The organism is Gemmatimonas sp., from assembly GCF_044344655.1.
GTDB lineage: Bacteria > Gemmatimonadota > Gemmatimonadetes > Gemmatimonadales > Gemmatimonadaceae > Gemmatimonas.
The window spans coordinates 124468-148479 of the sequence record NZ_JBIJCN010000003.1 but is presented as its reverse complement, the minus strand read 5'-3'; the positions used below and the strand labels follow the sequence as shown (position 1 = coordinate 148479).

26 protein-coding genes are annotated in these 24012 nt (G+C 68.3%); 11 read left to right on the top strand and 15 right to left on the bottom strand.

Annotated features, from left to right (window positions below):
• Window positions 1-30 precede the first annotated feature (30 nt).
• The 4 genes from sufU to ACIQ51_RS02415 are packed head-to-tail and all read left to right on the top strand — an operon-like array spanning window position 31 to window position 2401.
• On the top strand, window positions 31-483 hold the full coding sequence (gene sufU / locus ACIQ51_RS02430; protein ID WP_396203417.1) for a Fe-S cluster assembly sulfur transfer protein SufU: 453 nt from the start codon (window positions 31-33) through the stop codon (window positions 481-483).
• A gap of 7 nt (window positions 484-490) precedes the next feature.
• The gene (locus tag ACIQ51_RS02425; protein WP_396203413.1) at window positions 491-874 is read left to right on the top strand and encodes a Rieske (2Fe-2S) protein; all 384 of its coding nucleotides are present in this window, start codon (window positions 491-493) and stop codon (window positions 872-874) included.
• Between the two features lie 32 nt (window positions 875-906).
• Window positions 907-2127 (top strand): aminotransferase class V-fold PLP-dependent enzyme, encoded by a 1221-nt coding sequence (locus tag ACIQ51_RS02420; protein ID WP_396203412.1) that lies wholly within the window; start codon window positions 907-909, stop codon window positions 2125-2127.
• A gap of 19 nt (window positions 2128-2146) precedes the next feature.
• On the top strand, window positions 2147-2401 hold the full coding sequence (locus ACIQ51_RS02415) for a hypothetical protein (protein WP_396203411.1): 255 nt from the start codon (window positions 2147-2149) through the stop codon (window positions 2399-2401).
• Window positions 2402-2429: 28 nt separating this feature from the next.
• Here ACIQ51_RS02415 and ACIQ51_RS02410 read toward each other — a convergent pair whose 3' ends face one another.
• Window positions 2430-3692 (bottom strand): phosphodiester glycosidase family protein, encoded by a 1263-nt coding sequence (locus ACIQ51_RS02410; protein WP_396203410.1) that lies wholly within the window; start codon window positions 3690-3692, stop codon window positions 2430-2432.
• 44 nt (window positions 3693-3736) lie between these two features.
• On the opposite strand from ACIQ51_RS02410, the gene ACIQ51_RS02405 reads away from it, so the two are divergent.
• The 3 genes from ACIQ51_RS02405 to ACIQ51_RS02395 are packed head-to-tail and all read left to right on the top strand — an operon-like array spanning window position 3737 to window position 6202.
• Window positions 3737-4321 (top strand): YqaA family protein, encoded by a 585-nt coding sequence (locus tag ACIQ51_RS02405; protein WP_396203409.1) that lies wholly within the window; start codon window positions 3737-3739, stop codon window positions 4319-4321.
• Between the two features lie 32 nt (window positions 4322-4353).
• Window positions 4354-4950: an HD domain-containing protein gene (locus tag ACIQ51_RS02400; protein ID WP_396203408.1), complete on the top strand. Its 597-nt coding sequence runs from the start codon at window positions 4354-4356 to the stop codon at window positions 4948-4950.
• A gap of 7 nt (window positions 4951-4957) precedes the next feature.
• The gene (locus ACIQ51_RS02395; protein ID WP_396203407.1) at window positions 4958-6202 is read left to right on the top strand and encodes a tRNA guanosine(34) transglycosylase Tgt; all 1245 of its coding nucleotides are present in this window, start codon (window positions 4958-4960) and stop codon (window positions 6200-6202) included.
• A gap of 18 nt (window positions 6203-6220) precedes the next feature.
• Here the strand turns inward: ACIQ51_RS02395 and ACIQ51_RS02390 are convergent, their stop codons facing one another.
• Entirely contained in the window at window positions 6221-6949 is a 729-nt protein-coding gene (locus ACIQ51_RS02390; RefSeq protein ID WP_396203406.1) for an MIP/aquaporin family protein, read from the bottom strand.
• Between the two features lie 158 nt (window positions 6950-7107).
• Between ACIQ51_RS02390 and ACIQ51_RS02385 the strand changes: the two genes are divergently transcribed.
• Complete coding sequence (locus tag ACIQ51_RS02385; RefSeq protein ID WP_396203405.1) at window positions 7108-8064, top strand: MBL fold metallo-hydrolase; 957 nt, start codon at window positions 7108-7110, stop codon at window positions 8062-8064.
• A 22-nt stretch (window positions 8065-8086) separates the two neighbouring features.
• Here ACIQ51_RS02385 and ACIQ51_RS02380 read toward each other — a convergent pair whose 3' ends face one another.
• From ACIQ51_RS02380 to ACIQ51_RS02370, 3 genes are all read right to left on the bottom strand, one after another.
• Entirely contained in the window at window positions 8087-8446 is a 360-nt protein-coding gene (locus tag ACIQ51_RS02380; RefSeq protein WP_396203404.1) for a hypothetical protein, read from the bottom strand.
• Window positions 8447-8455: 9 nt separating this feature from the next.
• Window positions 8456-10951 (bottom strand): penicillin acylase family protein, encoded by a 2496-nt coding sequence (locus ACIQ51_RS02375; protein WP_396203403.1) that lies wholly within the window; start codon window positions 10949-10951, stop codon window positions 8456-8458.
• Between the two features lie 142 nt (window positions 10952-11093).
• On the bottom strand, window positions 11094-11480 hold the full coding sequence (locus ACIQ51_RS02370; protein ID WP_396203402.1) for a hypothetical protein: 387 nt from the start codon (window positions 11478-11480) through the stop codon (window positions 11094-11096).
• A gap of 139 nt (window positions 11481-11619) precedes the next feature.
• Here ACIQ51_RS02370 and ACIQ51_RS02365 point away from each other — a divergent pair, with 139 nt between their 5' ends.
• Window positions 11620-12186 carry a PepSY domain-containing protein gene (locus ACIQ51_RS02365; protein ID WP_396203401.1) on the top strand — a complete coding sequence of 189 codons (567 nt, stop codon included), beginning with the start codon at window positions 11620-11622 and terminating at the stop codon, window positions 12184-12186.
• 64 nt (window positions 12187-12250) lie between these two features.
• Here the strand turns inward: ACIQ51_RS02365 and ACIQ51_RS02360 are convergent, their stop codons facing one another.
• From ACIQ51_RS02360 to ACIQ51_RS02315, 10 genes are all read right to left on the bottom strand, one after another.
• Window positions 12251-13408 carry a putative sulfate/molybdate transporter gene (locus ACIQ51_RS02360; protein ID WP_396203400.1) on the bottom strand — a complete coding sequence of 386 codons (1158 nt, stop codon included), beginning with the start codon at window positions 13406-13408 and terminating at the stop codon, window positions 12251-12253.
• A gap of 75 nt (window positions 13409-13483) precedes the next feature.
• Window positions 13484-13912: a BrxA/BrxB family bacilliredoxin gene (locus ACIQ51_RS02355; RefSeq protein ID WP_396203416.1), complete on the bottom strand. Its 429-nt coding sequence runs from the start codon at window positions 13910-13912 to the stop codon at window positions 13484-13486.
• Between the two features lie 15 nt (window positions 13913-13927).
• The gene (locus tag ACIQ51_RS02350) at window positions 13928-14311 is read right to left on the bottom strand and encodes a co-chaperone GroES family protein (protein ID WP_291261153.1); all 384 of its coding nucleotides are present in this window, start codon (window positions 14309-14311) and stop codon (window positions 13928-13930) included.
• 45 nt (window positions 14312-14356) lie between these two features.
• A complete protein-coding gene (locus tag ACIQ51_RS02345) occupies window positions 14357-15817 on the bottom strand; it encodes a M24 family metallopeptidase (protein WP_396203399.1) in 1461 nt (486 codons plus the stop codon).
• Window positions 15818-15849: 32 nt separating this feature from the next.
• A complete protein-coding gene (locus ACIQ51_RS02340) occupies window positions 15850-16341 on the bottom strand; it encodes a hypothetical protein (RefSeq protein WP_396203398.1) in 492 nt (163 codons plus the stop codon).
• Window positions 16342-16408: 67 nt separating this feature from the next.
• Entirely contained in the window at window positions 16409-17494 is a 1086-nt protein-coding gene (locus ACIQ51_RS02335) for an alpha/beta hydrolase (RefSeq protein ID WP_396203397.1), read from the bottom strand.
• Window positions 17491-18282, bottom strand: a complete 792-nt coding sequence (gene lepB, locus ACIQ51_RS02330) for a signal peptidase I (RefSeq protein ID WP_396203396.1) — start codon at window positions 18280-18282, stop codon at window positions 17491-17493. Before lepB ends, ACIQ51_RS02335 begins: the two co-directional genes overlap by 4 nt.
• A gap of 135 nt (window positions 18283-18417) precedes the next feature.
• Entirely contained in the window at window positions 18418-18843 is a 426-nt protein-coding gene (locus ACIQ51_RS02325) for an SWIB/MDM2 domain-containing protein (RefSeq protein WP_396203395.1), read from the bottom strand.
• 281 nt (window positions 18844-19124) lie between these two features.
• Window positions 19125-20030, bottom strand: a complete 906-nt coding sequence (locus ACIQ51_RS02320) for a deoxyribonuclease IV (protein WP_396203393.1) — start codon at window positions 20028-20030, stop codon at window positions 19125-19127.
• A gap of 58 nt (window positions 20031-20088) precedes the next feature.
• A complete protein-coding gene (locus ACIQ51_RS02315) occupies window positions 20089-21156 on the bottom strand; it encodes a hypothetical protein (RefSeq protein ID WP_396203391.1) in 1068 nt (355 codons plus the stop codon).
• A gap of 73 nt (window positions 21157-21229) precedes the next feature.
• On the opposite strand from ACIQ51_RS02315, the gene pruA reads away from it, so the two are divergent.
• Window positions 21230-22861 (top strand): L-glutamate gamma-semialdehyde dehydrogenase, encoded by a 1632-nt coding sequence (pruA, locus tag ACIQ51_RS02310; RefSeq protein WP_396203390.1) that lies wholly within the window; start codon window positions 21230-21232, stop codon window positions 22859-22861.
• Window positions 22862-22977: 116 nt separating this feature from the next.
• Window positions 22978-23940 carry a PhzF family phenazine biosynthesis protein gene (locus ACIQ51_RS02305; RefSeq protein WP_396203389.1) on the top strand — a complete coding sequence of 321 codons (963 nt, stop codon included), beginning with the start codon at window positions 22978-22980 and terminating at the stop codon, window positions 23938-23940.
• Window positions 23941-24012 lie beyond the last annotated feature (72 nt).

The following is a 24012-nucleotide window of genomic DNA, read 5'->3' as shown; positions in this document are numbered from 1 at the left end:
CGGGTTTCGAGTCATACGCACGGACATCCCATGACCGACCTGCAGGAGCTCTACCAGTCCGTCATCCTCGATCACAACCGGAAGCCGCGCAACTTCGGTGAGTTGCCTGCGGCCAACCGGCACGCGGACGGGAAGAACCCGTTGTGCGGTGACGAGGTGCACGTGGCACTCGTGGTGGAGCATGATGTGATCACCGACGTGAAGTTCACGGGCCACGGTTGCGCGATCTCCAAGGCCTCGGCGTCGCTGATGACGGCCGCGGTGAAGGGCAAATCGCGGGACGAGGCAGAGGCGCTCTTCCAGCGCTTCCACACCCTCGTGCTGGGGCAGGACCCCGACGGGGGAAAGGATCTCGGCCAGCTGGTCGTCTTCGGTGGTGTGTCGCGCTTCCCGGTGCGCGTGAAGTGCGCCTCGCTGGCGTGGCACACGCTGAAAGCCGCGCTGGAGAGCGAACAGGCGCCGGCGTCCGTCAGCACTGAGTGACCGTGTCGTGAGCCACGACGCGAGCTCCGCCCAGACCGGCACCTGGGAGCGCGTCGCGCGCGCGGACGAGGTGCCACGTGACGCACCACTGGCCGTCACATTGGTCGACGGACGACGCATCTGCCTGGTGCGCCTGCACGACGAGGTATACGCCGTCGAGGATCGCTGTCCCCATCGTGACTTTCCGCTCTCGGGCGGCGATGTGGTGGATGGGTGTCTCGAGTGTCCGTGGCACGGGGCCCGTTTCGACCTGCGGACCGGCCACTGCGGGCACGGCCCTGCCGAGGGCGATACGATCGCGACGTATCCGGTCCTGCAGGTCAATGGCCTCGTGCTCGTAGGGCCGAAGGGCCGTGCGAACGCGACACCCGAAGTCACTCCCCGGCATTGATCGGTTCACCCCACGCGCAGCACCATACCCCCATGCTCGCTTCACTCGCTCCGCGCTCCGACTTCCCGTTGCTTGCCGCCAACCCGGGCATGCACTACCTCGACTCTGCGGCCACGTCGCAGAAGCCGGCGGCAGTGCTGAACGCCATTCACGAGTTCTACGCAACGGCGAATGCGAACCCGCACCGCGGGGCATATGCGCTGTCGGCGCGGGCGACCGACCTCTATCACGACGCACGCGCAACGGTGGCGCGATTCGTCGGGGTGGCCGACAGCGACTGTGTGGTGTTCACCCGCGGCACCACGGAGGCGATGAACCTCGTGGCCTCGAGCTGGGGGCGCGCCAATGTGCAGGCCGGCGATGAAATCGTAGTCACCGCACTCGAGCATCACGCCAACTTTGTTCCCTGGCAGCAGCTGGCGATCGCGACCGGCGCCACGCTCCGCATCGTGGAGCTCACGCCCCAGCAGACGATCGACCTCGAGCAGCTGCGGGCGGTCGTCACGACCCGCACGAAGCTGGTGGCCATCACGCACGTCTCCAACGCCGTCGGTGCCATCACCCCGCTCGCGGAGGTCGTGCATCTCGTTCGCGCACGTTCGGCGGCCGTGATCGTGGTGGATGGCGCGCAGGCGGTTCCGCACCTTCCCGTGCCGTTCGACGCACTCGGTATCGACTTCTATGCCTTCAGCGGACACAAGCTGCTGGCGCCCATGGGCATCGGCTGCCTGATCGGCCGCCGCGCGCTGCTGGAGAGCATGCCACCCTACCAGTTCGGTGGCGACATGATCGAGTGGGTGCGAGACACCGAGTGCACGTGGAACGTGATCCCGCACAAGTTTGAAGCGGGCACGCCCAATGCCGCCGATGCCGTGGGGCTCGCGGCCGCCATCCGGTACCTGGAGGCACTCGGCATGGCCAACGTGCGCGCGCACGAGGTCGCCTTGCTGGAGCGCGCCGAGGAGCGGGTCCGCGCACTGCCCGGCGTGACCGTGTACGGTCCGCCCCCGGCGCAGCGCAGCGGGGTGCTGAGCTTCTCGCTGGCTGATGTGCACCCGCACGATCTCGCAACCATTCTGGATCAGCATGGCGTGTGCATTCGCGCCGGGCATCACTGCGCGCAGCCGCTCATGCGCCGGTTGGGCGTGAGCGCGACGGCACGTGCGAGCTTCTACGTGTACAACGACGAGCGCGACGTGGATGCCCTGGTGGGGGCCCTCGAGGCCGCGCAGCGGATCTTTGCCGCCGACTGAGCACTCACAACACAGCATCGTGGGGAAGGACGTCAGTGCCGCGTCGATCAGCGCGAGTGCCAGCATGATGACCGATGCACTGGCCGGCAGGACGATCGAGGAGGCGCGGTCGCTGGCCGATCAAGTAGAACGGATGCTCCTCGGTGCCGATGGGCCGCTTCCCGCCGTGCTCACGCCGCTCAGGGGGGTGGCGCCCTGTGCGGGCCGCCACGGCTGTGCCCGCATGCCGTGGCAGGCCCTGCGCGAGGCACTCGGGGCCCGGGACGCCCGCTGAGCGTCCGCCGTACGATCACGCGGGGGCGTTACGGGCGCTCGCACCGCGCAAGCAAGGCGAGGGCATTGCCCACGGGACGTTCCACTTTGTCCGACGGCCGATTGACGACGCGCACCTGCCGGTTCGCGAGGCTCCGGATGGCCAGCGCGCTCGAGCCGCCGCCATCGAGGTTGAGCCCGTGGGCCGCACCGAGTGCTTGCAGCAGTTCGCCCACCTGCCGCAGGGTCATCCCCATGCTGTAGCCGGGCTGCCGACCGTCGATCACCGCATACCACGCGCGACGTCCTGCCTGATCGACACCCACGGCCGTGCGCGGGTTGAGGTTGCGAAAGCCGTCGTTGCCTTCGGTGTCCACGTCGGCGGTGATGACGCTGTCGCGCAGGACGATGGGGCGACCGCCGACGGCCTCACGCACCACCGCCGAAGTGTTGCGCGCGGTGAGGAGCGAGAGCGACAGCTGCACCGTATCTCCGGGGCGCACGCGGTTGGCGCGGTGCGTGCGCGCGTCGAGATGCAGCAACAGCGTGTCGCCGGTGGCGAGTAGATCCCCCGGCCCCGCCGCGAGCACCACGTAGCGTCCCACGCCACCGCGACTCGACTGCGCGTGCACCTGAAGGCCTGCACCGCTGACCGCGGGCACCAGGCGGAGGGCACGCGTGCGGACGACCGTATCGAGCGCTACCCCCCAGCGGGCGTCGACGATTCCGTTCTGCCGTGGGGCGGGGCGGTTCCATGCCGTCAGCGCTACCAGCGTATCCCGGCCACGCAGAAGGGCACCACGCGCCACGATTGTATCGATGGCGAAGGCGCGGCGCCCATCGAAGGTGAAGACCGGCTTGGGGCCCGGCCCCGAGAGCAGTGTGCCGTGCTCCACGTGCAGGTTGGTGGGCACGCCGGGCGGCGTGAACAGGAAGAAGTCGGCGTTGACCGCCGCGTAGGCGCGCTGGTCGTCGGGGAGCGCCGCGAGCAGTGCGCTCGTGGTGGTACGCCCCACCGTGGTCGGGCTCCCCTTGACGGCGCGCACGCTCGCGCAGCGCAGGTCCTGCTCCACCACATAGGCGCGCCAGGGTGCCCGCAGGTTGATGATGGTGTGCAGCAGCGCGCCACCGTCCACGCGTTCCGTGCGCACGCTATCCGCGAACCCCGCTGGCAGCACCGGCGGCCGGACAGCCTCCCGGTGGCGTCCGCCAAACACGCAGCCGGCCATCAGGGACACGGTGACCACCGTGCCCAGAACGGCACGCACGTGACGGAGCGGGAGCAACTCGACGGGGAGGCTGGGGCGCGGCATTGGCACAATCTGCGCCTCCGTTCACCGACGGGCTACATTCCGGCATGGCGACCTCCCCCGGCCTCCTGCACCGCACGCACGCCCGTCTCCAGCGGTGGGCCGACGCTGGCTGGTCCTCCCACGTGGTGTTCGGGTGGGGGCTCTTGCAAGGGGTGATCTTCCCAGGCGTTGCCGACCTGTTCTTTCTTCCGCTGGCGCTTGCCCGCCCGGCCCGCGCATATCCCTTGGCCCTGATAGCCACCGCGGGCACGCTGCTCGGCAGTGTGGTGCTGTACTGGGTGGGAGCCGAAGCGCTGCTGCTGCTCGAGGGACCTATTTCCCGGGTGGTCGACCTCTCCCCCGCCGCGCTCGCAGAGTACCGGCTTCGCCTCGCGGAGTGGGGCGGCTGGGCGATCTTCGCCAGTACGCTAAGCCCGTTGTCCACCAAACTCACCAGCATTGCCTCGGGTGCCGCGGGGGTACCCGTCAGCACCTTCGTGTCCGCGCTGCTGGCTGGCCGTCTGACCCGCACGATGGCCCTGGCGTGGATGGTGAGGAACGGGGGAGCGGAGATGGTGGCGAAGTGGGTGGCGCGCGAGAGCAAGATGGTGGCACCGCGCAACGACGGGGGCGGGGCACCGCTCCCGTAGTTCGCCGTGACCGTGCCCGCTATCTTGCGCCCATGACGCACCTCTCGGCCCTTCTCGACTTCCTTCGTGCCGCCGAGGCACTCAAGCACACCACGCGCGTGGCGTGGACGTCGACGGGACAGCAGGAGAGCGTGGCCGAGCACACCTGGCGGCTCTGCCTCATGGCGCTCGTGCTCGCGCCGGAGTACCCGGGCATCGATGTGGGCAAGCTGCTGCGCATCTGCATCGTGCACGATCTGGGCGAAGCGATCGGCGGCGACATCTCGGCGGCGCTTCAGGTCCATATGCCGGACAAGGCCGAGCAGGAGCGGAAGGACCTGCTAACGCTCTGTGCAGGGTTGCCCGAGCACACGCGCGAGGAGATCGTGGCGCTCTGGGACGAGTACGCGCAGGCGGCGACGCCAGAAGCGCGCATCGCCAAGGGGCTCGACAAGCTCGAAACGATCCTGCAGCACAATCAGGGGGCGATGCCCGACGACTTCGACTTCCGCTTCAACCTGCAGTACGGCGCGACGTACACCACCGACGATCCCCTCCTGCGCGCCATCCGTGCGCTGCTCGACGAGGAAACCGAGCGTCGCGCGCGCGAGCAGGAGGCGCGCGTGGGCTCGTCTCGGTCCGCTACGTAGCGTGCCCGTGAGCCACTTCGGGTTCCGCACCGCCCACCCCAACGGCAACGCCCGCTTGGGCTGGTTCACCACGCCGCATGGCACCATCGAAACGCCGGCGTTCATGCCGGTGGGCACCCATGCCTCGGTGCGCGGTCTCGACATGGGGGAGATCCGGCGCGCCGGTGCGCAGATGATCCTCGCCAACGCGTACCATCTCTACCTGCGTCCCGGTGATCAGATGGTTCGCGCCTTCGGTGGCGTGCACGCGTTCGCGCGGTGGGACGGCCCCATGCTGACCGACAGTGGTGGCTATCAGGTGTTTTCGCTCGCGCGCTATCGCAAGGTGACGGAACAGGGCGTGGAGTTCCGCAACAAGCTCGATGGATCGCTGCACGAGTACACCCCTGAGAAGGTCATGCAGATCGAGCGCAACATCGGCGCCGATGTGATCATGCAGCTCGACGAACTCATCGAGGGCGGCTCCGATCATCGCGCGTCACGCAAAGCGATGGAGCGCAGCCTACGCTGGCTCGAGCGGTGCCGCGTGGAGTTCGATCGCCTTGAACGTGACGGCCGTGCCCCCGTGGAGGCGCTCGCCGTTCCCGACGGTGCGCCGCCGCTCGCTACGCACGACGAGGCCCACGACCTGCCCGCTCCACCGCAGGCCCTCTTTCCGATCGTGCAGGGCGGGACCTACGCCGATCTGCGCCGCGCATCGATCGAGGGGATTCTCCAGTCCGGCGACTGGCACGGCATCGCGGTGGGCGGCCTGAGCGTGGGCGAGGCGAAGAGCGCCATGTACGACACGTTCGACGTGTGCGCGCCCTTGCTGCCGTGGGACATGCCCCGCTATCTGATGGGCGTGGGCTTTCCCGACGACCTGCTCGAAGCGGTGTCGCGCGGCATGGATCTCTTCGACTGCGTGGCGCCCACGCGCATGGGTCGGCACGGCACCGTGTTCACGGCCGACGGCAAGGTGCAGATCCAGAAGAGCAGCAACCGCACCGACCGTCGTCCCCTCACCGACGACTGCCCCTGCCCTGCCTGCACGCAGTACGATCGCGCGTACCTGCGGCACCTCATGGTGACGGAGGAGCCGCTGGGCCCACGACTGCTGGCGCTGCACAATCTCACGTTCCTCATGCAGCTGATGGAGCGCGCGCGGACAGAGTTGGCCGCCGGCACCTTCACCACGTGGAGCGACGAGTGGCTCCGGCGCTATCGGACCCGGACCGCGTTCACGGGGTCAGCGTCGGCAAACGGCCGATAACCAGCGCGACCGCAGCGGTTACACGGTCAGCGCACGCCACAGCACCGCCGCCAGCGTGGCGCCGATGATCGGTCCCGCCACGGGGATCCACGAGTAGCCCCAGTCGCTGCTTCCCTTGCCGCTGATCGGCAGCAGCGCGTGCACGATGCGCGGCCCGAGGTCGCGCGCCGGGTTGATGGCGTAGCCGGTCGGACCGCCGAGCGAGAGACCGATCCCCCATACGAGACAGCCCACCAGGAACGCCCCCACGTTGGTAGCGGGCGTTGCCCCAAGCGCGCCCTTGGCGCCGATGGCGCCGGCCACGATCACCAGCACGGCGGTGCCGATGATCTCGGCCACCAGATTGGGGCCGGTGGTGCGCACCGCCGGTGCATTGCAGTAGCAGGCGAGGATCAGCGACTGATCCTTCGTGCGCGACCAGTGCGGCAGGTAGTGCAGCCATACGAGCGTGGCACCGACCATGGCGCCAAGCATCTGTGCGGCCACGTGTGCGAGTCCGGTCGCCAGCGGATACACGCCAGTCACGACGTTGGCCACGCTCACGGCCGGATTGAGCTCGCCCGGGGCGCCAAGCGCCGCTGCCACCAGCCCCCCCGACATCACGGCGAACGCCCAACCGGTGGTGATCACGATCCAGCCGCCGCCCTGCCCTTTGCTGTCGGTAAGCAGCACGTTCGCCACGACCCCGTTGCCGAGGAGCAGCAGGATCACGGTGCCAACGAATTCTCCGAGAGCGGTGGCGGGCATGGTACGGGATCGAGGGGAAGGAATAGCTGAACGGCCTCGCCAAGATTCTAGACATCGGGACGGCGTCCCGCGAGCAATGCCCCTGTCACGATTCCCTGATCCAGAGGCCGCGCGGTGGGATGGTTTGCCGACGGCGCGTGCGGCGCGCATCTTCGGGCATGTCGACCATCCCGAGACTCCGCCACGCCAGCGTACTGTTGGCCATCGTCGCAGCAAGCCTGTTGCTTCCGGCAGCCGCGACGAACGCGCAGCCACGCACCGCTGACCCGGCCCAGCGCGGTGTGCCCCTCAGCGCCTTTCCGCGCTTCGTCAAGCTCAGCCCACATGTGTATGGCTACGAGGAGATCCGCCAGCCGGGCTTCACGACGGTCAGCCTGATCGTGATCGGCAAAGACGGTGTGCTGATCGCCGACGGCCAGGGCTCGCCGCAGGCCACGCAGACGATGCTCGACCGCATCCGCGCCCTTACACCACTCCCCATCAAGTGGTACGTGGTCGGCTCAGACCACGGTGACCACACCGCAGGCAACAGCGTACTGCCCGCTGGCATCACCTACGTGGTCCATCCTACGTCGCTGGCGCAACTCAAGCGCGACTCGGCCGCCGCCACCAGCGGTCGCAGCGTGGTGGTGCCGCCGACGGCGATGACCGGCAATGAGCAGACGATCGATGTGGGCACCACGGAGGTGATCGTGCGGTTCCTTGGCCGCGCCCACACCGGCGGTGATCTCATGGTGCATCTGCCCAAGGAGCAGATCCTCTTCATGAGCGAGGCCTACCTCAATCGGGTCTTCCCCGCGATGCGATCGGCCTACCCCAGCGAGTGGGCCAAGACGATCGATGCGGCCCTCGCCCTCAAGCGTGTGAAGCACTTCATTCCCGGCCACGGCTTCATCGAGAAGCCCGAGGTGTCGCGAGAAGAGCTGATCGTGTTCCGCGACGCCGTCACCAGCGTGATTGGCGAAGTGTCACGCCTCAAGGCGATGGGGCTTACCCAGGACGACGCGGTGAAGCGCGCGAACTGGGGGCCGATCGGCGGCTGGTTCCTCGCCGATCAGCAAGCGCCAGTCGCCGTGAGGAGAGTCTGGATGGAAATCGAGGGCACGCTCAAGTAGGCGCATGGCGCCCCGTGTCTCTTTACGCGTTGTGGCGGTGGAGCAGTCGCCCCACGCCGCCCGCCAGCCCACCCGACTGCAGCGCTGGCAGCAGGAGCGTGGCCAGGAGAATTGCCCAGCCGGGGAGCGCAAAATTGCCACCCAGCATCTGGGCGAGGCGCATCACATCGCCGCCACGCACGGCGACCATCGCCAGCAGCAGCGCGGCGGCAACGGCGGCACTGCCAAAACCAATGCGGAACGCGCGGGGGCCGCGCAGCGCGAACCCGATGAGCAGCCCGGCCACGGCAGCGCCCCACATGCCCCCGAGGGCCTGCGCCGCCACCTGCAGCACAAGGGCGGTCACGAAGAGCGGCACCGTCTTGCTGGAAGTCGTAGGCATGATCGAACCTCAGCGGGTAAGCGTGAGCGTGGCGCGCACATCGCTCGCCGCGAGATCGGCCGGCGTGCGCGGGGTGCGAACGCTGTCGAGTGATCCCGTCCCCCACATCGCGAGACGATCGAGATACCGCGGGCTCGCCGGGTTCCCGCTCTGCCCACCCGGATACACGGCCATGATGCGCGGCTGCTTGTCGAGCTCCACCACCATACGCCAGCTCGCGCCGAAATTCGCGAGCCGTGAGCCCACCGACGGATTGAGCGTGCCACGCCCGCCGTCGATCGGCGTGGGCGCTGCGGAGAAGCCGTCGAGACGCAGCAGGTGGCGCGGATGGGCCGGCGCCACGCGTCCCCACGTCCACGGGGTCACGGCAGGATCACCGAAATCCACGACCAGCGTGTCGTAGGCGGCAACGAGTGCGCGCGCGATCAGACGATCCCGATCCTCACGCACGTTGGTGGTGCGACGATCGTCCCACCAGAGGTTGCTGCTGTCCGGCAGCAGCTGCAGTAGTCGCGATTCCGACGGACGCACCTGCGGCGCGGCGGAGTCGGCGGGAATGAGTTCGTCCCAGAGCAGGCCAGAGAGCCGCGCGAGCGACGTCTCGAAGAGCCGTGCACCGGTGTTGTCACGCGTGTAGCGACGGTCCCATGCCGCGAGGATCTTCTCCGCCGCGGCAAGCGAGGGCGACCCCTCGCCGGCAGCGATGCGCGCCCTGGCGGCGCTCACGAGCGCGGGCACGAGCCGTTCGGCGCGCACACTTCCCGGATCGCTGTGGAGTCGGCGCATCTTGTCGGGCGTCATGCTGCTGTCGGCGCGCAAGAGCCGGTTGATCTGCAGCGCGCGCCAGATCTCGTAATGTGCGTCGGTCCCGAGATAGAGCGAATCGAGTTGTGGATCGATCGGCTCCTGATTCGCCGAGGCGAGGAACCCCTGCGCCGGCCGCACGCTCTGCGGATACTGCGAGAGTGTGCGGAAGCCCTGCCAATCGTTCGCCCGCGTGCGTCCGTCGAGGATGTCCGTGCCGCGCCCCTTGTTGGCACGAATGGGGTGCAACCCGGTCGAGCGGATCGCGATCGTGCCGGCGGTGTCGGCCACGATCATATTCTGCGCCGGCGCCTTGTAGTGGGCCGCGAGGGAATCGAGAAAACCTTCGGCCGTCGTGGCATAGACACCGGCCGCAAAACCCAGCAGCTCGGTGCCCGCCTCGAGCACCGTCCAGCGCATCGACAACCACGTGGCACCCTGCTTCCGCATGGGCCCTCGGTGCGTGTAGTACACCGTGTCGGTGGCGATCACGCGGCCGTCCTTATTGCGGTACGGCTCGACGCGCATCTCGAGTGGCTCCTGCTTCCCATCGAGTTCGTACGTGCGCGGCAGCGCCGCATTGTCCACCGTTTCGCGCCAGAAGTCCATCACGTCGCCGCCCGTGTTCGTGAAGCTCCACGCCAGCGCGCGCGTGTAGCCGATCGCAATTCCCGGCAAGCCGGGAATGGCGACGCCACCCACGTCGCGCGTGCCCGAGACCATGTGGACTTCGTACCAGATGCTCGGCAGCGTGAGTTCGAGGTGCGGATCGCCGGCCAGCAGCGCCAGGCCACTGGCGCTGCGCGACGGCGCCACGGCCCAGTTGTTGGACGCAAACGCGCGCTCCTGCTGCAGCGCGTAGCGATCATCGGCCGACAGCGCGCTGTCGCTGCCCCAACGCAGTGGACCGGAGCCCATACCCATGGCGGTCAGCATTCGGGTGGCCTCGACGCTGGGCGTCCCCGGCGCCGGTAGCGGCACGAGCGCATCGCGCGGCGCATTGCGCGGTGCCGGCTGAATGGGCTCCTGCACCGGCGACGACGCGTCCCACATGGCCCGCGCCGCGGAGTCGCCCACGAGAGCCCGTGCCTGCAGCAGGTCGAGTTCGATCGGCGCATGCGCGAGCGTGAAGCCCATCCGCATCAGCAGGTTCATGCTGTGCAGCGGCAACCACTCGCGCGGCGTCTTCTGCAGCAGCTTGTACTCCATGGGCAGCTGCGCCGATGAGAGCGAGGTGCGGTAGGCGTTGATGCCCTCCGCGTAGGCGCGGAGCGTACGATAGAGTGGCCCGGCTGTGTCGAGCGCAGCGAACTGCTTCTCCGCTGCGCGCGACATGCCCAGGCGACGCGTCTGCTGATCGGCCGGCAGTGCCACATCGCCCACGAGTTCCGTGAGCGTGCCTTCGCCGGCGCGCGACTGCACCTCGAGTTGGAAAAGACGATCGCGCGCCACCACGTAGCCGAGCGCACGCGCGGCATCTTCGTCGGTTTTCGCGAAGATGTGCGGCACGCTGCGCGCGTCGTACCGGATCGTCGCCGTGGCGCTGGCCGGCAGGTCATCGGCGGCATTGCTCCACAGCCCCGACGACGGCGACAGGAGAGCGCCGAGGGGCGGGACCTCGCCCACCCCTTGGGTGCCGATCCAGGTGGCGCCGAGACCGAGAGTGAGGGACAGCAGGGTAACGGACAGCGAGCGGGCCATTGGTGACGGGCGGTGGGGTGCGACGGGCGGGAAACGCCGGTGCCGCGCTGGGCGTGGAGCAGGCCGGCGCGGCACGGGAGTGGATTGATGCGGTGGGGGCGCGCGCCGCCTGCGATGCGCGAGACGGCGGCGCGAGGCCGAGTTACGGCTGACGGATGGCGGTGAAGGGCATCACACCAAGCCCGGCGACGTCGAGGACGCCGTTCATGTTGTCTTTGTCCTTCATGGCGCCAGCACCGTTGATCACGAGCTGCTGACCGCCCATGTCGAGCTGGAAGGCAAACTTCACGGAGTCGCCCTTCACCACGCCGGCGACCGGGGCGGAGCCCAGCTGCGATTCGAGCGTGCCGGTGATGGAGTCGGCCTTCTGGGTAAGCGTCATCACACTGGGCTGCGTGCCATCAGGGGTGGCGACGGTGACGGCCCACTTGCCGGTGAGATCCGCGAGCAGGCGCGGCGCGGCGACGGCAGCGCTGGCGGCGGCGGAAAGGAGAACGAGGGAAGCAACGGCGCGACGGAGCATAGACATGGCGGTTTTCGAAATTCCGTGAATGAGAGACGGGAACCAACCGAAGGGAAATCTACCCAACGGACCCGGGAATGTTGCGACCGGGACAACGGAAGCGCTAATTGTCGCGTTCCGAATCGTTCCCCCCTCCCCCTCCTCCATGCCCACTCCTGCACAATGGCGGCAATGGCATCGGTGGATCGGTGCACCGGCCGCCCTCTTTCTGGCCTTCGCCGCCTTGACCGGCACCATCGTGGCCGGCGTCGAATTCTTCGGTGAAGACGAAGCCCTTCGCGAAGCGAATCGTGCACTGGTCAGCGCCGTCACGACGGATTCTCCTCCCGACGCATGGACCGGGTTGATCGGCACGGTGATGCGCAACGCGGCCAAGGAGGCTCCCGGTGCCCCGATCGACAAGATTTCCATCGAACTGAAGGGGAAGGAGCCGGTCATTACGCTGTACCTCGGCAAGCCCACCGGCGGCGAGGACCGTCGTCTCGAGTTCGATGCGCGCACCGCGCGGCTGCTACGAGCGGATGACTATTTCGACAAGCCGGTCATCAACCGCATCCACTCCGGTGAAGCGTTCGGTGACGGCGGACTCGTATTCGCGATGGCGTGGGGCACGGCCCTCTTCGCGCTCACCGTATCGGGGTGGGTGCTCTATTGGCGACTCGCAGGCGCGAACCGCGCGGCGCGTTCCGGATGGAGACGCTGGTTCTTCTGAGCCCCAGGCGTGCCCGCCCGCTCACAATCCTCTGGCCACCGTCGCCGGCTGGCCAGAGCGGTGCTCAGGCCAGGGCGGGCATGGGGAGGCGACGTCGCAGCACCACCGCCACCAGCGTACCTCCACCCAGGGCGACCGCGTATCCGTATGGTACGAACGCGGCGGTCAGCCCGCAGGCGATGGCCAGCAGAAAGGCCAGTGGCGCATGCCATTGATCGCGCACGAGCAGCAGCACCGTCACCGCTTCCACCAGCAGCAGCGTCCCGAGGATGGGGCCGGGCACGAGCCGCTGGAACGCGGCGGGATCACCGACGAGAAAGAGTCCTGCCGTCACAAGCGCGGTCCCGTAGATCACGGCACTGCCACCGGTGCGGGCGCCGAAGAAGTAGTGGCCGGCAATGCCCCCCGAGCCGTGACACACCGGCAGCCCACCCAGTGGAGCGGCGAAAAGGTTCATGAGCCCGTAGGTGGTACCGATACGCCGCACCGACAGCGGTTCGCGCTCGGGAAAGAAGTCGGTCACCACCTGTCGGGTGGCGAGCACCGAATTACCGAGGGAGAGGGCAATTTGCGGGAGCGCGAGCAGCAGAGCCGCGCGCGCGAATTCGTCGCCCGTAGGCCAACGATCGGGGAGTGCCGGCAGGTGGAGCCCCCACGGGGCGGGCGCCTTCGGCGGCCAGGTGACCCCGGCATAGCCCACGCCAAGGGCGAGGACCACGAGGGCGGCGGGGACGTGGTGGTTGTTGCGGAGCAGCAGGATAAGCGCGAGGGCGGTCCCGGCGAGGATCCAACCCGTGGTCCCGTTCTGTGGCAGGAACCGCGTGACGGCGAGGGTGAGCAGCTGGAGGCCGAGCCCCACCTGAATGCCGCGTACGACGGCCTTGGGGACGGTGCGAGCCAACCAGGCGAGGGCGCCGGTGTTGGCGAGAATGAGCATCGTGACGCCCACAATCAGCCCGCCGGCCGCCAGTAGCGTGGGGGCCAGCTTACCGGCGATGGCGATCGCCGCCATGGCCTTGAGCGGCTGCACCGGCATGGGGAGGCGGTAGGCAAGCCCCGAGAGGATCTGCAGAAGGCCGAACACCACGAACGCCGCCGGCGCATCCATGCCGGTGGCGATGACGACCCCCACGAGAAGCGGGAGGTCGGTGCCAAGATCCCCGAACGCACCGGCAAACTCGTGGCGCGAGAAGGACAGAGGAAAACGCGACGCGTGGGTCACGGTCAGGTCGGCGCGAGTACGGCGTCTGCCGTCATCGGCCTCGTAGTGGCCGCCGGCCGCTCCGGGTCGGCCGTCTCAGGCCGGCGACGGCGCACAGTGCTCGTCGAAGGCGCGCGCGAGATCCGCCGCGATTTCGTTGGCGCTGCGTCCCTCGATCTGGTACCGCTCCAACATGAACACCACATCGCCGTCCTTCATGAGCGCAATGCTCGGCGATGACGGCGGATAGCCGGTGAAATACGCGCGCGCACGCTCGGTGGCGTCGCGATCCTGACCGGCAAACACGGTGGTGGCCACATCGGGCTTCACGCCGTGCTGCAGCGCCATGGCCACGGCCGGGCGCGCATTGCGGGCCGCGCACCCACACACCGAGTTGACCACGACAAGCGCGGTGCCTTTCTGGTCAGCCAGTCTCGCATCGACATCGGCGACCGTGCGCAGCTCTTCCACGCCGAGGCGCGTGAGCTCCTGGCGCATGGGGATCAACAGCTGTTCGGGATACATCATGGCCACAAGACCTCAGTAGTCCGGAATGTCCTCGCGGGGCTCACGCACCAGCGCCAGAATGGCCGCCTGCGGCACCACGAGGTACTGCTCGTTTTCAAACGTGATCTCGACCGCCGCCTTGCGGAAGAAGAGCGCGTAGTCCCCCACCTGGGCCTGCATGGGAACGTAGCGGGCTTCGCGGCCTGCCTGTCCGCCGATGCGCCACGGCTCGTCACCCTGATCGGCCAGATCGGGAAGGGCCAGCCCGGGCCCAGTGGCCACGATCTCGCCCCCCTGCACCGCCTGGTTGTCCACGGCGGTCGGCGGCAGGTATAACCCGACCTTGGACCGCTGCTCACCGTCCTCGAGCTTCACGAGCACGCGGTCCCCCACAACGATAAGACGCTTCTTGGTCATGCCGTAACGTAGCGGCTGGCGGAAGTGGGATGGATCAGGCGCGGCTTACTTGACGAGGTGGTACGTGGTCTGGCGACCGAAGGCCCAGCGCACCTTGCCGCTCGCATCGATGATCACGTCTTCTTCCTGCGCCGAGCGCACGAGCTGGTTGTTCCACTCGGGCACGCGGGTCGTGGCCTGCAGCTCGATGGAGTACCACATGCCGGGGATGATGCGGTGATCGCCGCGCCCGGGGACGCCGTCCTGATAGTCCCACAGCCCCACCAGCGCGCCGGCGCCGTGTCCATGCAGGCCGATGGGGTGTGAGTACTCGGTCCCGTCGATGCCTTCCGCCTTCATGCGCGTGAGGACGGCCTTCAGCACGTCGTTGCCGGTGCGCCCGGGCTTGAGCTCCTCGACCGTCAGGTCCTGCAGGCGGTTGGAGTTGGCCAGCGCTTTCTTGAGCCCTGCCGGCACGTCGGTTTCCCCATCGCGCAGCACATAACCGTTATGCTGCGTGTCGGTATTCAGCCCCATGGCGGTCACGCCGAAGTCGCAGTGCAGCAGGTCGCCTCGCTGGATCGTGGGGTTCACCCCCACGAGGTCGGGGCTGCCGAAGGCGCGCTGCACTTCCACGCTGGGCTGGAACCAGGTGGAGAGCCCGAGATCGGCAAGGCGCTGACGCATCCACCAGACCACATCGTCCGCCTTGGTCACGCCCGGGGTGATGACCTTGTTGGAGAAGGCCTCGGCGATGATCTCCCACGCCACGCGATTGAGCTCGCGGAACGCCGCCTCCTCTTCCGGCTGCCGAGCGGCAATCATGTCGACAGCGAGCGCCTCCGCGTTGACCACCTTCGACGCCCACGCGGGGCCGAGCGCCTCGAGCATCCCCTCCTTTTCTCCGCTCGAGAGCCCATCGGCGAACGCGAAAGTGCGGGAGGTGTTGAGCGCGATCTTCTTCGGCTGGCGCTCCTCGATCACCTGCTTGAGGATGCTCCACTGTTCGTCGCCCCAGAGCTCGGCCTGTCGGGAGTTGTCGCGACTGCCGGCAGCGGGCTGCGCCACGGGCTTCATGCTGCGCACTGCCTTGAACACGTTGCCCTGTGAGGTGCCGCCGAGGGCAATGCGTTCCACACCCTGCTGCGGACCGCGATCGAAGAACACGTAGATCGTGCGGCGCCGCGCGGCGAAGGTGGTGGGCGAGGTGATCGCCTTGAAGAGCGGGTCTTCGTTGTATTCGCGCATGGGCACGACCCACATGTCCACCCCCTCGCGACGCATGAGCATGGGGAGCGTCCGGTCCATGCGCAGCTCGAACCACGTCTGCATCTGCATCGCCTGATTGCGCAGCAGCCCGAACGGACGCAGCGTGTCGGCCGCCGCGCTCCCGGAGGTGCGCGTGCCCGGCGTGGCGGGGAACGCGATGGGCTGAGCGACGAGCGGCGGGGCGGGGAGCATCGTCGCAGACGCGAGCGCGGAGACGAGCGCGAGGACGCGCGGAAGGGGACGCATAACGGTGTGCATGGGCAAAAGAAAAGAATGGACGACGGGCTCGATCAGCCCTGGGAAGGTGTGCCGCGCTGATCGACGGCGCGACGGACCATCTGGACCACGAAGGCGAGCGTGAGCGCGAAGAGCGCCACCGTCACGCCGCGCTGCCAGAGGGTCTGGCCGGCCATGGCCCACCAGTCGCTCCAGACGGCGAGTTGCGAGCCGTAACGTTCACGCCCGACTACGATGAGCACGGAACTCAAGCCCATCTCGACGGTGACTTCGACGATCAGAAACGCCAGCGCGCGCAGCGGCCAGCGTCTGACGGGAAAATGACCGAGGTGCCAGGTCAGCATGCCGCAGAGGAAGAGCACGCCGGTCGTCAGCCCCGACACGAAGAACAGCCAGCTGCCGCTTCCCAGCACGATGGCGCGCCAGACGCGCAGCACGAGGCCCGTGATCCCGGCCGGTTCGACGGTGCGGATGGCGAAAGCGCGCAGGGGATGGAGCGTTTCCTCGCCCCAGTGCACCACGTCGCGCGGAAAGAAGCGGGACATGCCCGCAAGCTACCCTCGGGACGAGGTGGCGCTAGACTGGCACCGTGCGCGGTGACGGGGAGCGGCCCTACCGCACCACGCGAAGCAGAAACCCCAGACTTTCCGGCAGATGCGATCGCCAGTAGGGCCACGTGTGGGCCCCGGGGTATTCCCGGTATTCGTGCGGGACGCCAAGCCCCGCGAGTGCGGCGGCGAAGTCGCGGTTCTGCGGCATCCAGAGATCCTCGATCCCGATATCGAGGCGCAGCGCCGGCCAGGTGGCGCGCCCCGCGGCCACGCGGGGGGCGAGGCGTTCGGCCATGGTACGCGGATCGCGGCCCCGCCAGGCGATGGTGTCGGTGCCGAACACGGTGCGCAGTGAGGGCCAGAGATGTCGCGCGCCCCGGGCCAGTTCGTCGAGGGTGCGGCCGTAGCGCGCACTATCGGTGGGCAGCGCGCCGATTCGCAGGCGCGGGGAGAGCACACCGGAGTGGCTCGCCGCGGCGGCAAACACCTCGGGATACGCGAGCGCGAGGGTGATCGCGCCGTAGCCCCCCATGCTGAGCCCCGCCACGCCACGGTGGGCGCGGTCGCTGCGCGTGCGGTAATTGCGGTCCATATGCTGCACTACGTCGCGCGCGATGTAGTCGTCGTAGTGTGGCCACGGCACGCAATAGCTGCGGGCGGGCTCTCGGCGCACCGTGTCGGCGGCACAGGCGGCGTCGGGGAGCGACGCCCACGTGGTGTACCAGCCGTCGTCGCCGTCGGGCATGGCGATGATGGCCTCAGGCAGGCCGGCGGCCACCAAGGAGTCCACGAGGCGCGGCAGTTGCCCGGTGGTCACCCAGTCGCGTTCGTTGCCGCCACGCCCGTGCAGGTACACGAGAAGCGGGTACCGCGTGGAGCCCGTACCGTACGAGGGAGGCAGGTACACTGTGAGCGCCTTCCGGACACCGAGGGCCTGCGCCCAGAGGGTGTCGGTGCGTACGGAGCCACTCCGGGGAGGCTGCGCGGTGGCGGTCGCGGGGGAAACGGCGGGGGACTCGGGAGCGGGGACGACGGGAGCCTGCACCGCAGGAGCCTGCACCGCGGAAGCCCGTACGGCGGGAGTGGTCACCGCGAGAACCACGGCGGCACTCCACACGCGCGGCGCTCCCCACGATCGCGACCTCACCGGATAATGGTACCGATGCGGCCCCACCGGATATCGGTGAGGAACGGCAGGGGGCGGTCGCTTTCGTCGGCGCGATACGAGTAGTACACGAACACCGGCCGGCCGCGCACGTTGTCGCGCGGAACGAAGCCCCAGTAGCGGCCGTCCTTGGAGTCGTAGCGGTTGTCGCCGAGCATGAAGAGCATGCCGGCGGGCACCACGAGGGGGCCCCAGTCGTCGAGCGTGGGCTGGGCCGGCGGATCGCCGGCGCTCGTGCCGCGCACTTCGAACGGCTGCTGCCACTGGAAGAGCGGATGGGAGAAGCCACCATCCCCCTTCTCGTTCTGGGACGCCGCAAAGCCCTGACGCTGCGGCATGCCGTTCACGTAGAAGAGCCCCCCGCGCATCCAGATGGTGTCGCCGGCCACGGCCACGAGCCGCTTGACCAGGGTGGGGTTCGGATCGTCCGGCTGATCCACCTGCGTGGGCGAAACGAACACCACCACGTCGCCGCGCTCCGGTTCGTCGTAGCCGGGCAGGTTGATATTGGTAAAGGGGACGTGCGGGCCGTAGGCGAGCTTGTTCACGAACAGCCAGTCACCCACGAGCAGCGTCGGAATCATCGAGCCCGACGGAATGCGGTACGCCTCGATGAGGAAGGTGCGGATGACGAGGAAGATCGCGACGGTGACGACGATCGCCTTGATGTTTTCCCACGCGGAGGCGCCGCCCTGGGAGGGGCTGACAGACTTGCCGGCGCGCAGTGCGGCGACGGTGGAACGATCGGAGGCAGACTTCTTCGAAGCCACGGGCGGGACGGGTGGATGGACCACGAGACGTCCGGACGGCTGGAGGCTGCGCGCCGGACGGGCTGATCACGGGAAATCTAAAGGGGCGCGTCCGTTGGACGCGCCCCTTTAGCCTACGCAGCAGTCTGTCGAGGGTTACGACAGGTGCTTGGAAACCAGCTTGGTCATGTCGAACATGCTGACCGAGGACTTGCCGCCGAACACCTTCTTGAGCTTGTCGTCGGCGTTGATCTGGCGCTTGTTCTTCTGGTCCTGCAGGCCGTGCTTCTTGATGTAGGCCCAGAGCTTCTTCACGACTTCCGTGCGCGGGAGGCCCTTCTCGCCGACGATCGCGGCGAGGTCCGCGCTCGGGGTGAGGGGCTTCATGAACGCCGCGTTCGGCGTGCGCTTGGCCGGCGCCTTCTTGGCAGCGGCCTTCTTCGGGGCGGCCTTCTTGGCCGGCGCCTTCTTGGCAGCAGCCTTCTTCGGGGCAGCCTTCTTCGGGGCGGCCTTCTTCGGGGCAGCCTTCTTGGCGGCCTTCTTGGGAGCAGCCTTCTTCGCGGACTTCTTCGCAGCGGCCATGTCGTCTCCTGAGAGTGGTGACCGTAAGGGTCGCGTCGAGCAACCGATGATCTCGACAGATCGCGCGAAGACGGGAAGCGCTTCGCGGACGCGCACAAACTACAATCACGAGTTGGTCGCGCAATAGTGGTTTTCGTGTTTTCCCTCTGAAATTCTCGATTTTTTTTGCGTTTGTCGGTCTTTTTCTCTCTGACGTGCCCTTTTCCGCTCGACCAACGCGCCTTTTTGCGTCGGACGTGGCCAATGAGCCCCGCGCGGCACCGACAAAAAACGGGCGCCCGTCAGCGCGTGTGCGCCGCCAGATCCCGCAGCGCCGCCACACTGGACACGTCCCAGGGGTCGGGTGTGGCATCGTCCTCGGTCACGTCGGGTACCTGCTGCGGGGTTTCGAGGATGAGCGGGATGCCCTGCGCCCGACGGTCCTGCAGCAGCCAGCCGAAGGCGGCCCCCCCAATCAGCCCCTGCCCGATGAGAGCGTGGCGATCCTTGTTCGATCCCATCGCCCCTTCGCTGTCATTGAGATGCAGGAACGCCGGTGGTTCACCCGTCGCGGCCTCGAACGCGTCGAGCACGCCGGTCAGCGCCTCGCGCGACTCGGCGATCGGGAACCCCGACGCGAACAGGTGACAGGTGTCGAGACCGTAGCCGGTCCGATGGCGCTGGTCGGCGGGAATGCCCCGCAGCATCAGTGCCACCTCCTCGGGCGTGCGCCCCACGGTGGTGCCGGCGCCCGCCGTGTTCTCGATGAGGAGCCGTGTATCCCCCTCGGGTACAACCGCCAGCGCGCGCCGCATTGCTTCACTGACCCGCTCGCAGGCCGCCTCGCGATCGCCCGTCGTGGCCGCGCCCGGATGGAAGCACACGCCGCCCACACCGAGCGCGGTGGAGCGTTCGTATTCCTTGGCCAGTCCGGCCGCGGCACGCGCCCACTTCTCCTCGTCGGGTGTGGCGCAGTTGAGCACGTAGGCCGCATGCACGATCACGTGCTCGGGGCGGATTCCCGCCTCCGCCAGCGCGTCGCGAAAGCGCGCCACACGGTCCGGCTTTACGCCCACCTTGTCGTTGTAGTACTTGGGGATGGCACTGAAGATCTGCAGCGCCTGCATGCCGGCGTTGCCCGCCCGGCGCGCCGCCATGGGGATGCCGCCGGTGTCGATGCAGTGGGCGCCGATGAGGAGGGAGGCCATGGTGCGGAGTGAGGTAGAAGACGGCGGACGGCGTTGAGGCGGCGGCGACGGGCGCCCGTCAGCGAACGATCGCGCGGCGCAGGCGAAACGTGGGCGCGGCGTCCGGGGATGTGAGGTCGCTCCATCCCACCACGACCGCCTTGCCGCGCACGACCACATACGGATCACGTGCCGTGGTCGCGCCGCTCGCGGTGAGCCGTTCCTCGAACAGATGCCCTGCCGTCCGCGAAATGGCCACACTGGTGATCACGCGGCCACGGCTGTTGGGGTCCTCATAGGCGACGGCCACGAGGTCACCATGCGACGCCACACGCGCCTCCCCCAGCCGCTCGCCATACAGAACGGCGACCGGCGGCTCGAACGCGGCGCGCGGATCCATCTGATGGGCGTAGAACACCCCCGGCCCCTCGGGGCCCGTGAGCGCATATGCCACGTGCACGTACCCATTCAGGCTATCCACAGCGAGACTGGGCGCCGGCCGGGCGCAGCCAAAGGCGCCCCGGTCGGCTGCCTGCGCGTCACGCGGCCCCTGATCCAGCGTGTCCACCATGATGGGGCCGCGCCACGCGCCGAGTCGCCCCTCGGCGGGCAGCGTATCACGCCACGCCGCCGCCAGATGCACGCGGCCGCCACTCGCGCGTGTCCACCACACCGCCACACGGCCTCGCATCGGCGCCTCCTCGATCCGCAACGATCGCGCGCATCGCTGCGGGTCGAGCGGTTGCTCGGCGTTTCCGAGTTCGGTGAGCGGGGCCGGGGCCATCTGCATGGCCGGCAGGGTGGCTGACGCCGCGAGTGAGGCGCGCGATTCAGGCATGGCCTCGAGCGCCCCCCGCAGCAGCGACACCCCCCCGTGTTCACGCAGCTGGTCCTGCGTGAGCAGGAAGGCCGCCGCGGGCGTGCCCTCCTCGAGGGTGGAGTCGTACGGGACGAACGGGGGATACGCGAACGGGGAGGGCGTGGCGGTGAGCACCGGCTCACCGTCCACCCAGCGTGCCGCCGGCTGCTCGCAGGCGGTGAAGCAGGCGGTGGCGCCGGCGGCGAGGGCCAGAGCACCCACCGCCCGTGCGGGGCGCCACCGGAGTGCCCGACGCATGGGCGTCGCGGAAGGAGCCGTGTGTTGCATGCGCGAAGGGTAGTGCAAGTTCCGCACGATGGTAGCTTTCAGCTTCCCTTCCCCGTCCATCGGAGACTTCCAGATGTCTTTTGCAGCGTTCGACGGTACGCGCCGCGTACCGCCTGCCGTCAACGAACCGGTGCGCAGCTACGCGCCGGGCTCCCCGGAACGTGCCTCCCTGCAGCAGCGCCTCGAGGCCATGGCCGCTGAGCGGATCGAGATTCCCGTCGTGATTGGCGGGCGTCGCGTGCACACCGGCGACCTCGGCTCGGTCACGATGCCGTGCGACCACCAGCACGTGCTCGCCACCTACCACAAGGCCACGCCGGAGCTGGTGCGCGAGGCGATCGCCGCCGCCGCCGAGGCGCGCAAGGAGTGGGCGAGCTGGCGCTGGGAAGATCGCGCCGCGGTCTTCCTCCGCGCGGCCGAGCTGCTGACCACGACCTGGCGCAACACGCTGCTGGCGTCGACGATGCTGGGGCAGGCGAAGACCGTACACCAGGCCGAGATCGACGCCACCTGCGAGTTGATCGACTTCTGGCGCTTCAATGTGCAGTTCGCACAGGAGCTCTATGCGGAGCAGCCGATCAGCGACCACACCATGTGGAACCAGCTCGACTATCGCCCGCTGGAAGGGTTCGTGTACGCCGTCACGCCGTTCAACTTCACGGCGATCGGCGGCAACCTGCCCGGCGCCCCGGCACTCATGGGCAACGTGGTGCTCTGGAAGCCGTCGGCCACCGCACTGCTCTCGAGCTGGTACACGTACCAGCTGCTCGAGGAAGCCGGGCTGCCCAAGGGCGTGATCAACTTCATCCCCGGCGACGCGGCGATGATCTCCGACATCGCCCTCACGCACCGTGACCTGGCGGGTGTGCACTTCACCGGCTCGACCGGCGTCTTCAACAGCATGTGGGAGACGATCGGCAAGAACATGAACAAGTACCGCTCGTATCCGCGCATCGTGGGCGAGACCGGCGGGAAGGATTTCATCGTGGCACACCCGAGTGCCGATCCGCAGGCACTCGCCGTGGGCATGGTGCGTGGCGCGTTCGAGTACCAGGGGCAGAAGTGCTCGGCGGCAAGCCGTGCCTACGTTCCGGCGTCACTCTGGCCCGCGGTGAAGGAGAAGTGCGTAGCGATGATGGCGGAGATGAAGCAGGGCGACACGCGCGACTTCTCCAACTTCGTGGCGGCGGTGATCGACGAGCGCGCCTTCAACCGCCTTGCGGGGGCGATCGACGACGCGAAGACGCATGCGACGATCGTGGCCGGTGGCGGTTACGACAAGTCGAAGGGATGGTTCATCCAGCCCACGATCGTGGAGACGAAGGACCCTGCCTATCGTTCGCTCTGCGAAGAGCTCTTCGGCCCGCTCCTCACGGTCTACGTGTACGACGACGCGCGGTGGACCGAGACGCTGCAGCTCGTGGATAGCACGTCGCCGTACGCGCTCACGGGTGCGGTATTCTCCCGTGACCGTCAGGGTGTCCGTGACGCGATGGCACACCTGCGCAACGCCGCGGGCAACTTCTACGTCAACGACAAGCCGACAGGCGCCGTGGTGGGCCAGCAGCCCTTCGGTGGCGCGCGTGGCTCGGGCACGAACGACAAGGCCGGCTCGAAGTCGAACCTCATGCGCTGGGTGAGCACGCGCACGGTCAAGGAAACATTCTCGTCGCCGCTCGACTGGCGATATCCGTTCCTCGGATAAGGTGGACAACGGGCCGGCCTCTGGCCGGCCCGTTGTGGTTTACACGGCAGGAGGCAGGGAGAAGGTCCTTCCTTGTCATGAACCGGCGCGCGCCAGCGCGCCCATACCGCTCTCCCATGCGCACCATCCGCTACATCACGGCCGACGTCTTCACGTCGCAGCCGTTCACTGGCAACCAGCTCGCCGTGGTATTCGGCGCCGAGGGACTCCCAACGGAGACCCTGCAGGCCATCACGCGCGAGTTCAATTACTCGGAGACCACGTTCGTCTTCGCGCCGGAAACGGCGGGCACCACGCGACGCGTGCGCATTTTCACGCCGGGCATGGAAGTGCCGTTCGCTGGGCACCCCACGATTGGCACGGCGCACGTGCTGGTGGCGACCGGTGACGTGCCGCCGACGGCGGAGGAGATCGCGGCGGGGGAAATGACCGTGGTCCTTGGCGAAAACGTGGGGCCGGTGCCGGTGCGTCTGCGCCTCGACCGGGGCGTGCCGTCGTGGGCCCAGCTCACCACGGCGCTCTTGCCTGAGGAACGCGTGGAAGTCACCGACCGCACGGCGATCGCGCACATGCTGTCGCTCGATCCGTCGGATCTTCTGGGGGGCGCCTACGCGCCCACCGGCGTGAGTTGTGGATTGCCGTTCCAGATGATCCCGCTCACGAGCGTGGAGGCGGTCTCGCGCGCGCGACTGCGCGTGGATGCCTGGGAAACCGCCTTGGGTGGCAGGTGGGCCGAGTGGCCGATGGTGTTCGCCATGACCGGTGGAAATGATCCGGCGGATCTCGCCGCACACGTCCGCGGCTGCGACATCCGCGCGAGGGTGTTCGTGCCCAGTGGCGGCGTTCCCGAAGATCCCGCGACCGGCTCCGCGAACGCGGCGTTGGCCGGCTATCTCGCGGCGCGCACACCGCGCGACGGATTGCTGCGCTGGGAGGTGGCGCAGGGAGTGGAGATGGAGCGCCCGAGCCGACTGTCGATTGAGGCGCACAAGACGGGCGGACGGATCGATGCGATTCGCGTGGGCGGTGCCAGCGTGATCATGGCTGAAGGCACGATGGCGGTACCGGCGCACGGCTAGGCGGCACGCATCACGGCGAGGCAGGAGCGCTCGGGCTCCATGCGCCCTGCGTACGTCGACGCCTTGTGAAGG

Bases quoted from the DNA above. Each gene is read 5' to 3' on its own strand.
- sufU (WP_396203417.1), top strand. From the start codon at position 31: ATGACCGACCTGCAGGAGCTCTACCAGTCCGTCATCCTCGATCACAAC.
- ACIQ51_RS02420 (WP_396203412.1), top strand. From the start codon at position 907: ATGCTCGCTTCACTCGCTCCGCGCTCCGACTTCCCGTTGCTTGCCGCC.
- ACIQ51_RS02410 (WP_396203410.1), bottom strand. From the start codon at position 3,692: ATGCCGCGCCCCAGCCTCCCCGTCGAGTTGCTCCCGCTCCGTCACGTG.
- ACIQ51_RS02405 (WP_396203409.1), top strand. From the start codon at position 3,737: ATGGCGACCTCCCCCGGCCTCCTGCACCGCACGCACGCCCGTCTCCAG.
- ACIQ51_RS02400 (WP_396203408.1), top strand. From the start codon at position 4,354: ATGACGCACCTCTCGGCCCTTCTCGACTTCCTTCGTGCCGCCGAGGCA.
- ACIQ51_RS02390 (WP_396203406.1), bottom strand. From the start codon at position 6,949: ATGCCCGCCACCGCTCTCGGAGAATTCGTTGGCACCGTGATCCTGCTG.
- ACIQ51_RS02385 (WP_396203405.1), top strand. From the start codon at position 7,108: ATGTCGACCATCCCGAGACTCCGCCACGCCAGCGTACTGTTGGCCATC.
- ACIQ51_RS02380 (WP_396203404.1), bottom strand. From the start codon at position 8,446: ATGCCTACGACTTCCAGCAAGACGGTGCCGCTCTTCGTGACCGCCCTT.
- ACIQ51_RS02375 (WP_396203403.1), bottom strand. From the start codon at position 10,951: ATGGCCCGCTCGCTGTCCGTTACCCTGCTGTCCCTCACTCTCGGTCTC.
- ACIQ51_RS02370 (WP_396203402.1), bottom strand. From the start codon at position 11,480: ATGTCTATGCTCCGTCGCGCCGTTGCTTCCCTCGTTCTCCTTTCCGCC.
- ACIQ51_RS02365 (WP_396203401.1), top strand. From the start codon at position 11,620: ATGCCCACTCCTGCACAATGGCGGCAATGGCATCGGTGGATCGGTGCA.
- ACIQ51_RS02355 (WP_396203416.1), bottom strand. From the start codon at position 13,912: ATGTATCCCGAACAGCTGTTGATCCCCATGCGCCAGGAGCTCACGCGC.
- ACIQ51_RS02350 (WP_291261153.1), bottom strand. From the start codon at position 14,311: ATGACCAAGAAGCGTCTTATCGTTGTGGGGGACCGCGTGCTCGTGAAG.
- ACIQ51_RS02345 (WP_396203399.1), bottom strand. From the start codon at position 15,817: ATGCACACCGTTATGCGTCCCCTTCCGCGCGTCCTCGCGCTCGTCTCC.
- ACIQ51_RS02340 (WP_396203398.1), bottom strand. From the start codon at position 16,341: ATGTCCCGCTTCTTTCCGCGCGACGTGGTGCACTGGGGCGAGGAAACG.
- ACIQ51_RS02325 (WP_396203395.1), bottom strand. From the start codon at position 18,843: ATGGCCGCTGCGAAGAAGTCCGCGAAGAAGGCTGCTCCCAAGAAGGCC.
- ACIQ51_RS02320 (WP_396203393.1), bottom strand. From the start codon at position 20,030: ATGGCCTCCCTCCTCATCGGCGCCCACTGCATCGACACCGGCGGCATC.
- ACIQ51_RS02315 (WP_396203391.1), bottom strand. From the start codon at position 21,156: ATGCAACACACGGCTCCTTCCGCGACGCCCATGCGTCGGGCACTCCGG.
- pruA (WP_396203390.1), top strand. From the start codon at position 21,230: ATGTCTTTTGCAGCGTTCGACGGTACGCGCCGCGTACCGCCTGCCGTC.
- ACIQ51_RS02305 (WP_396203389.1), top strand. From the start codon at position 22,978: ATGCGCACCATCCGCTACATCACGGCCGACGTCTTCACGTCGCAGCCG.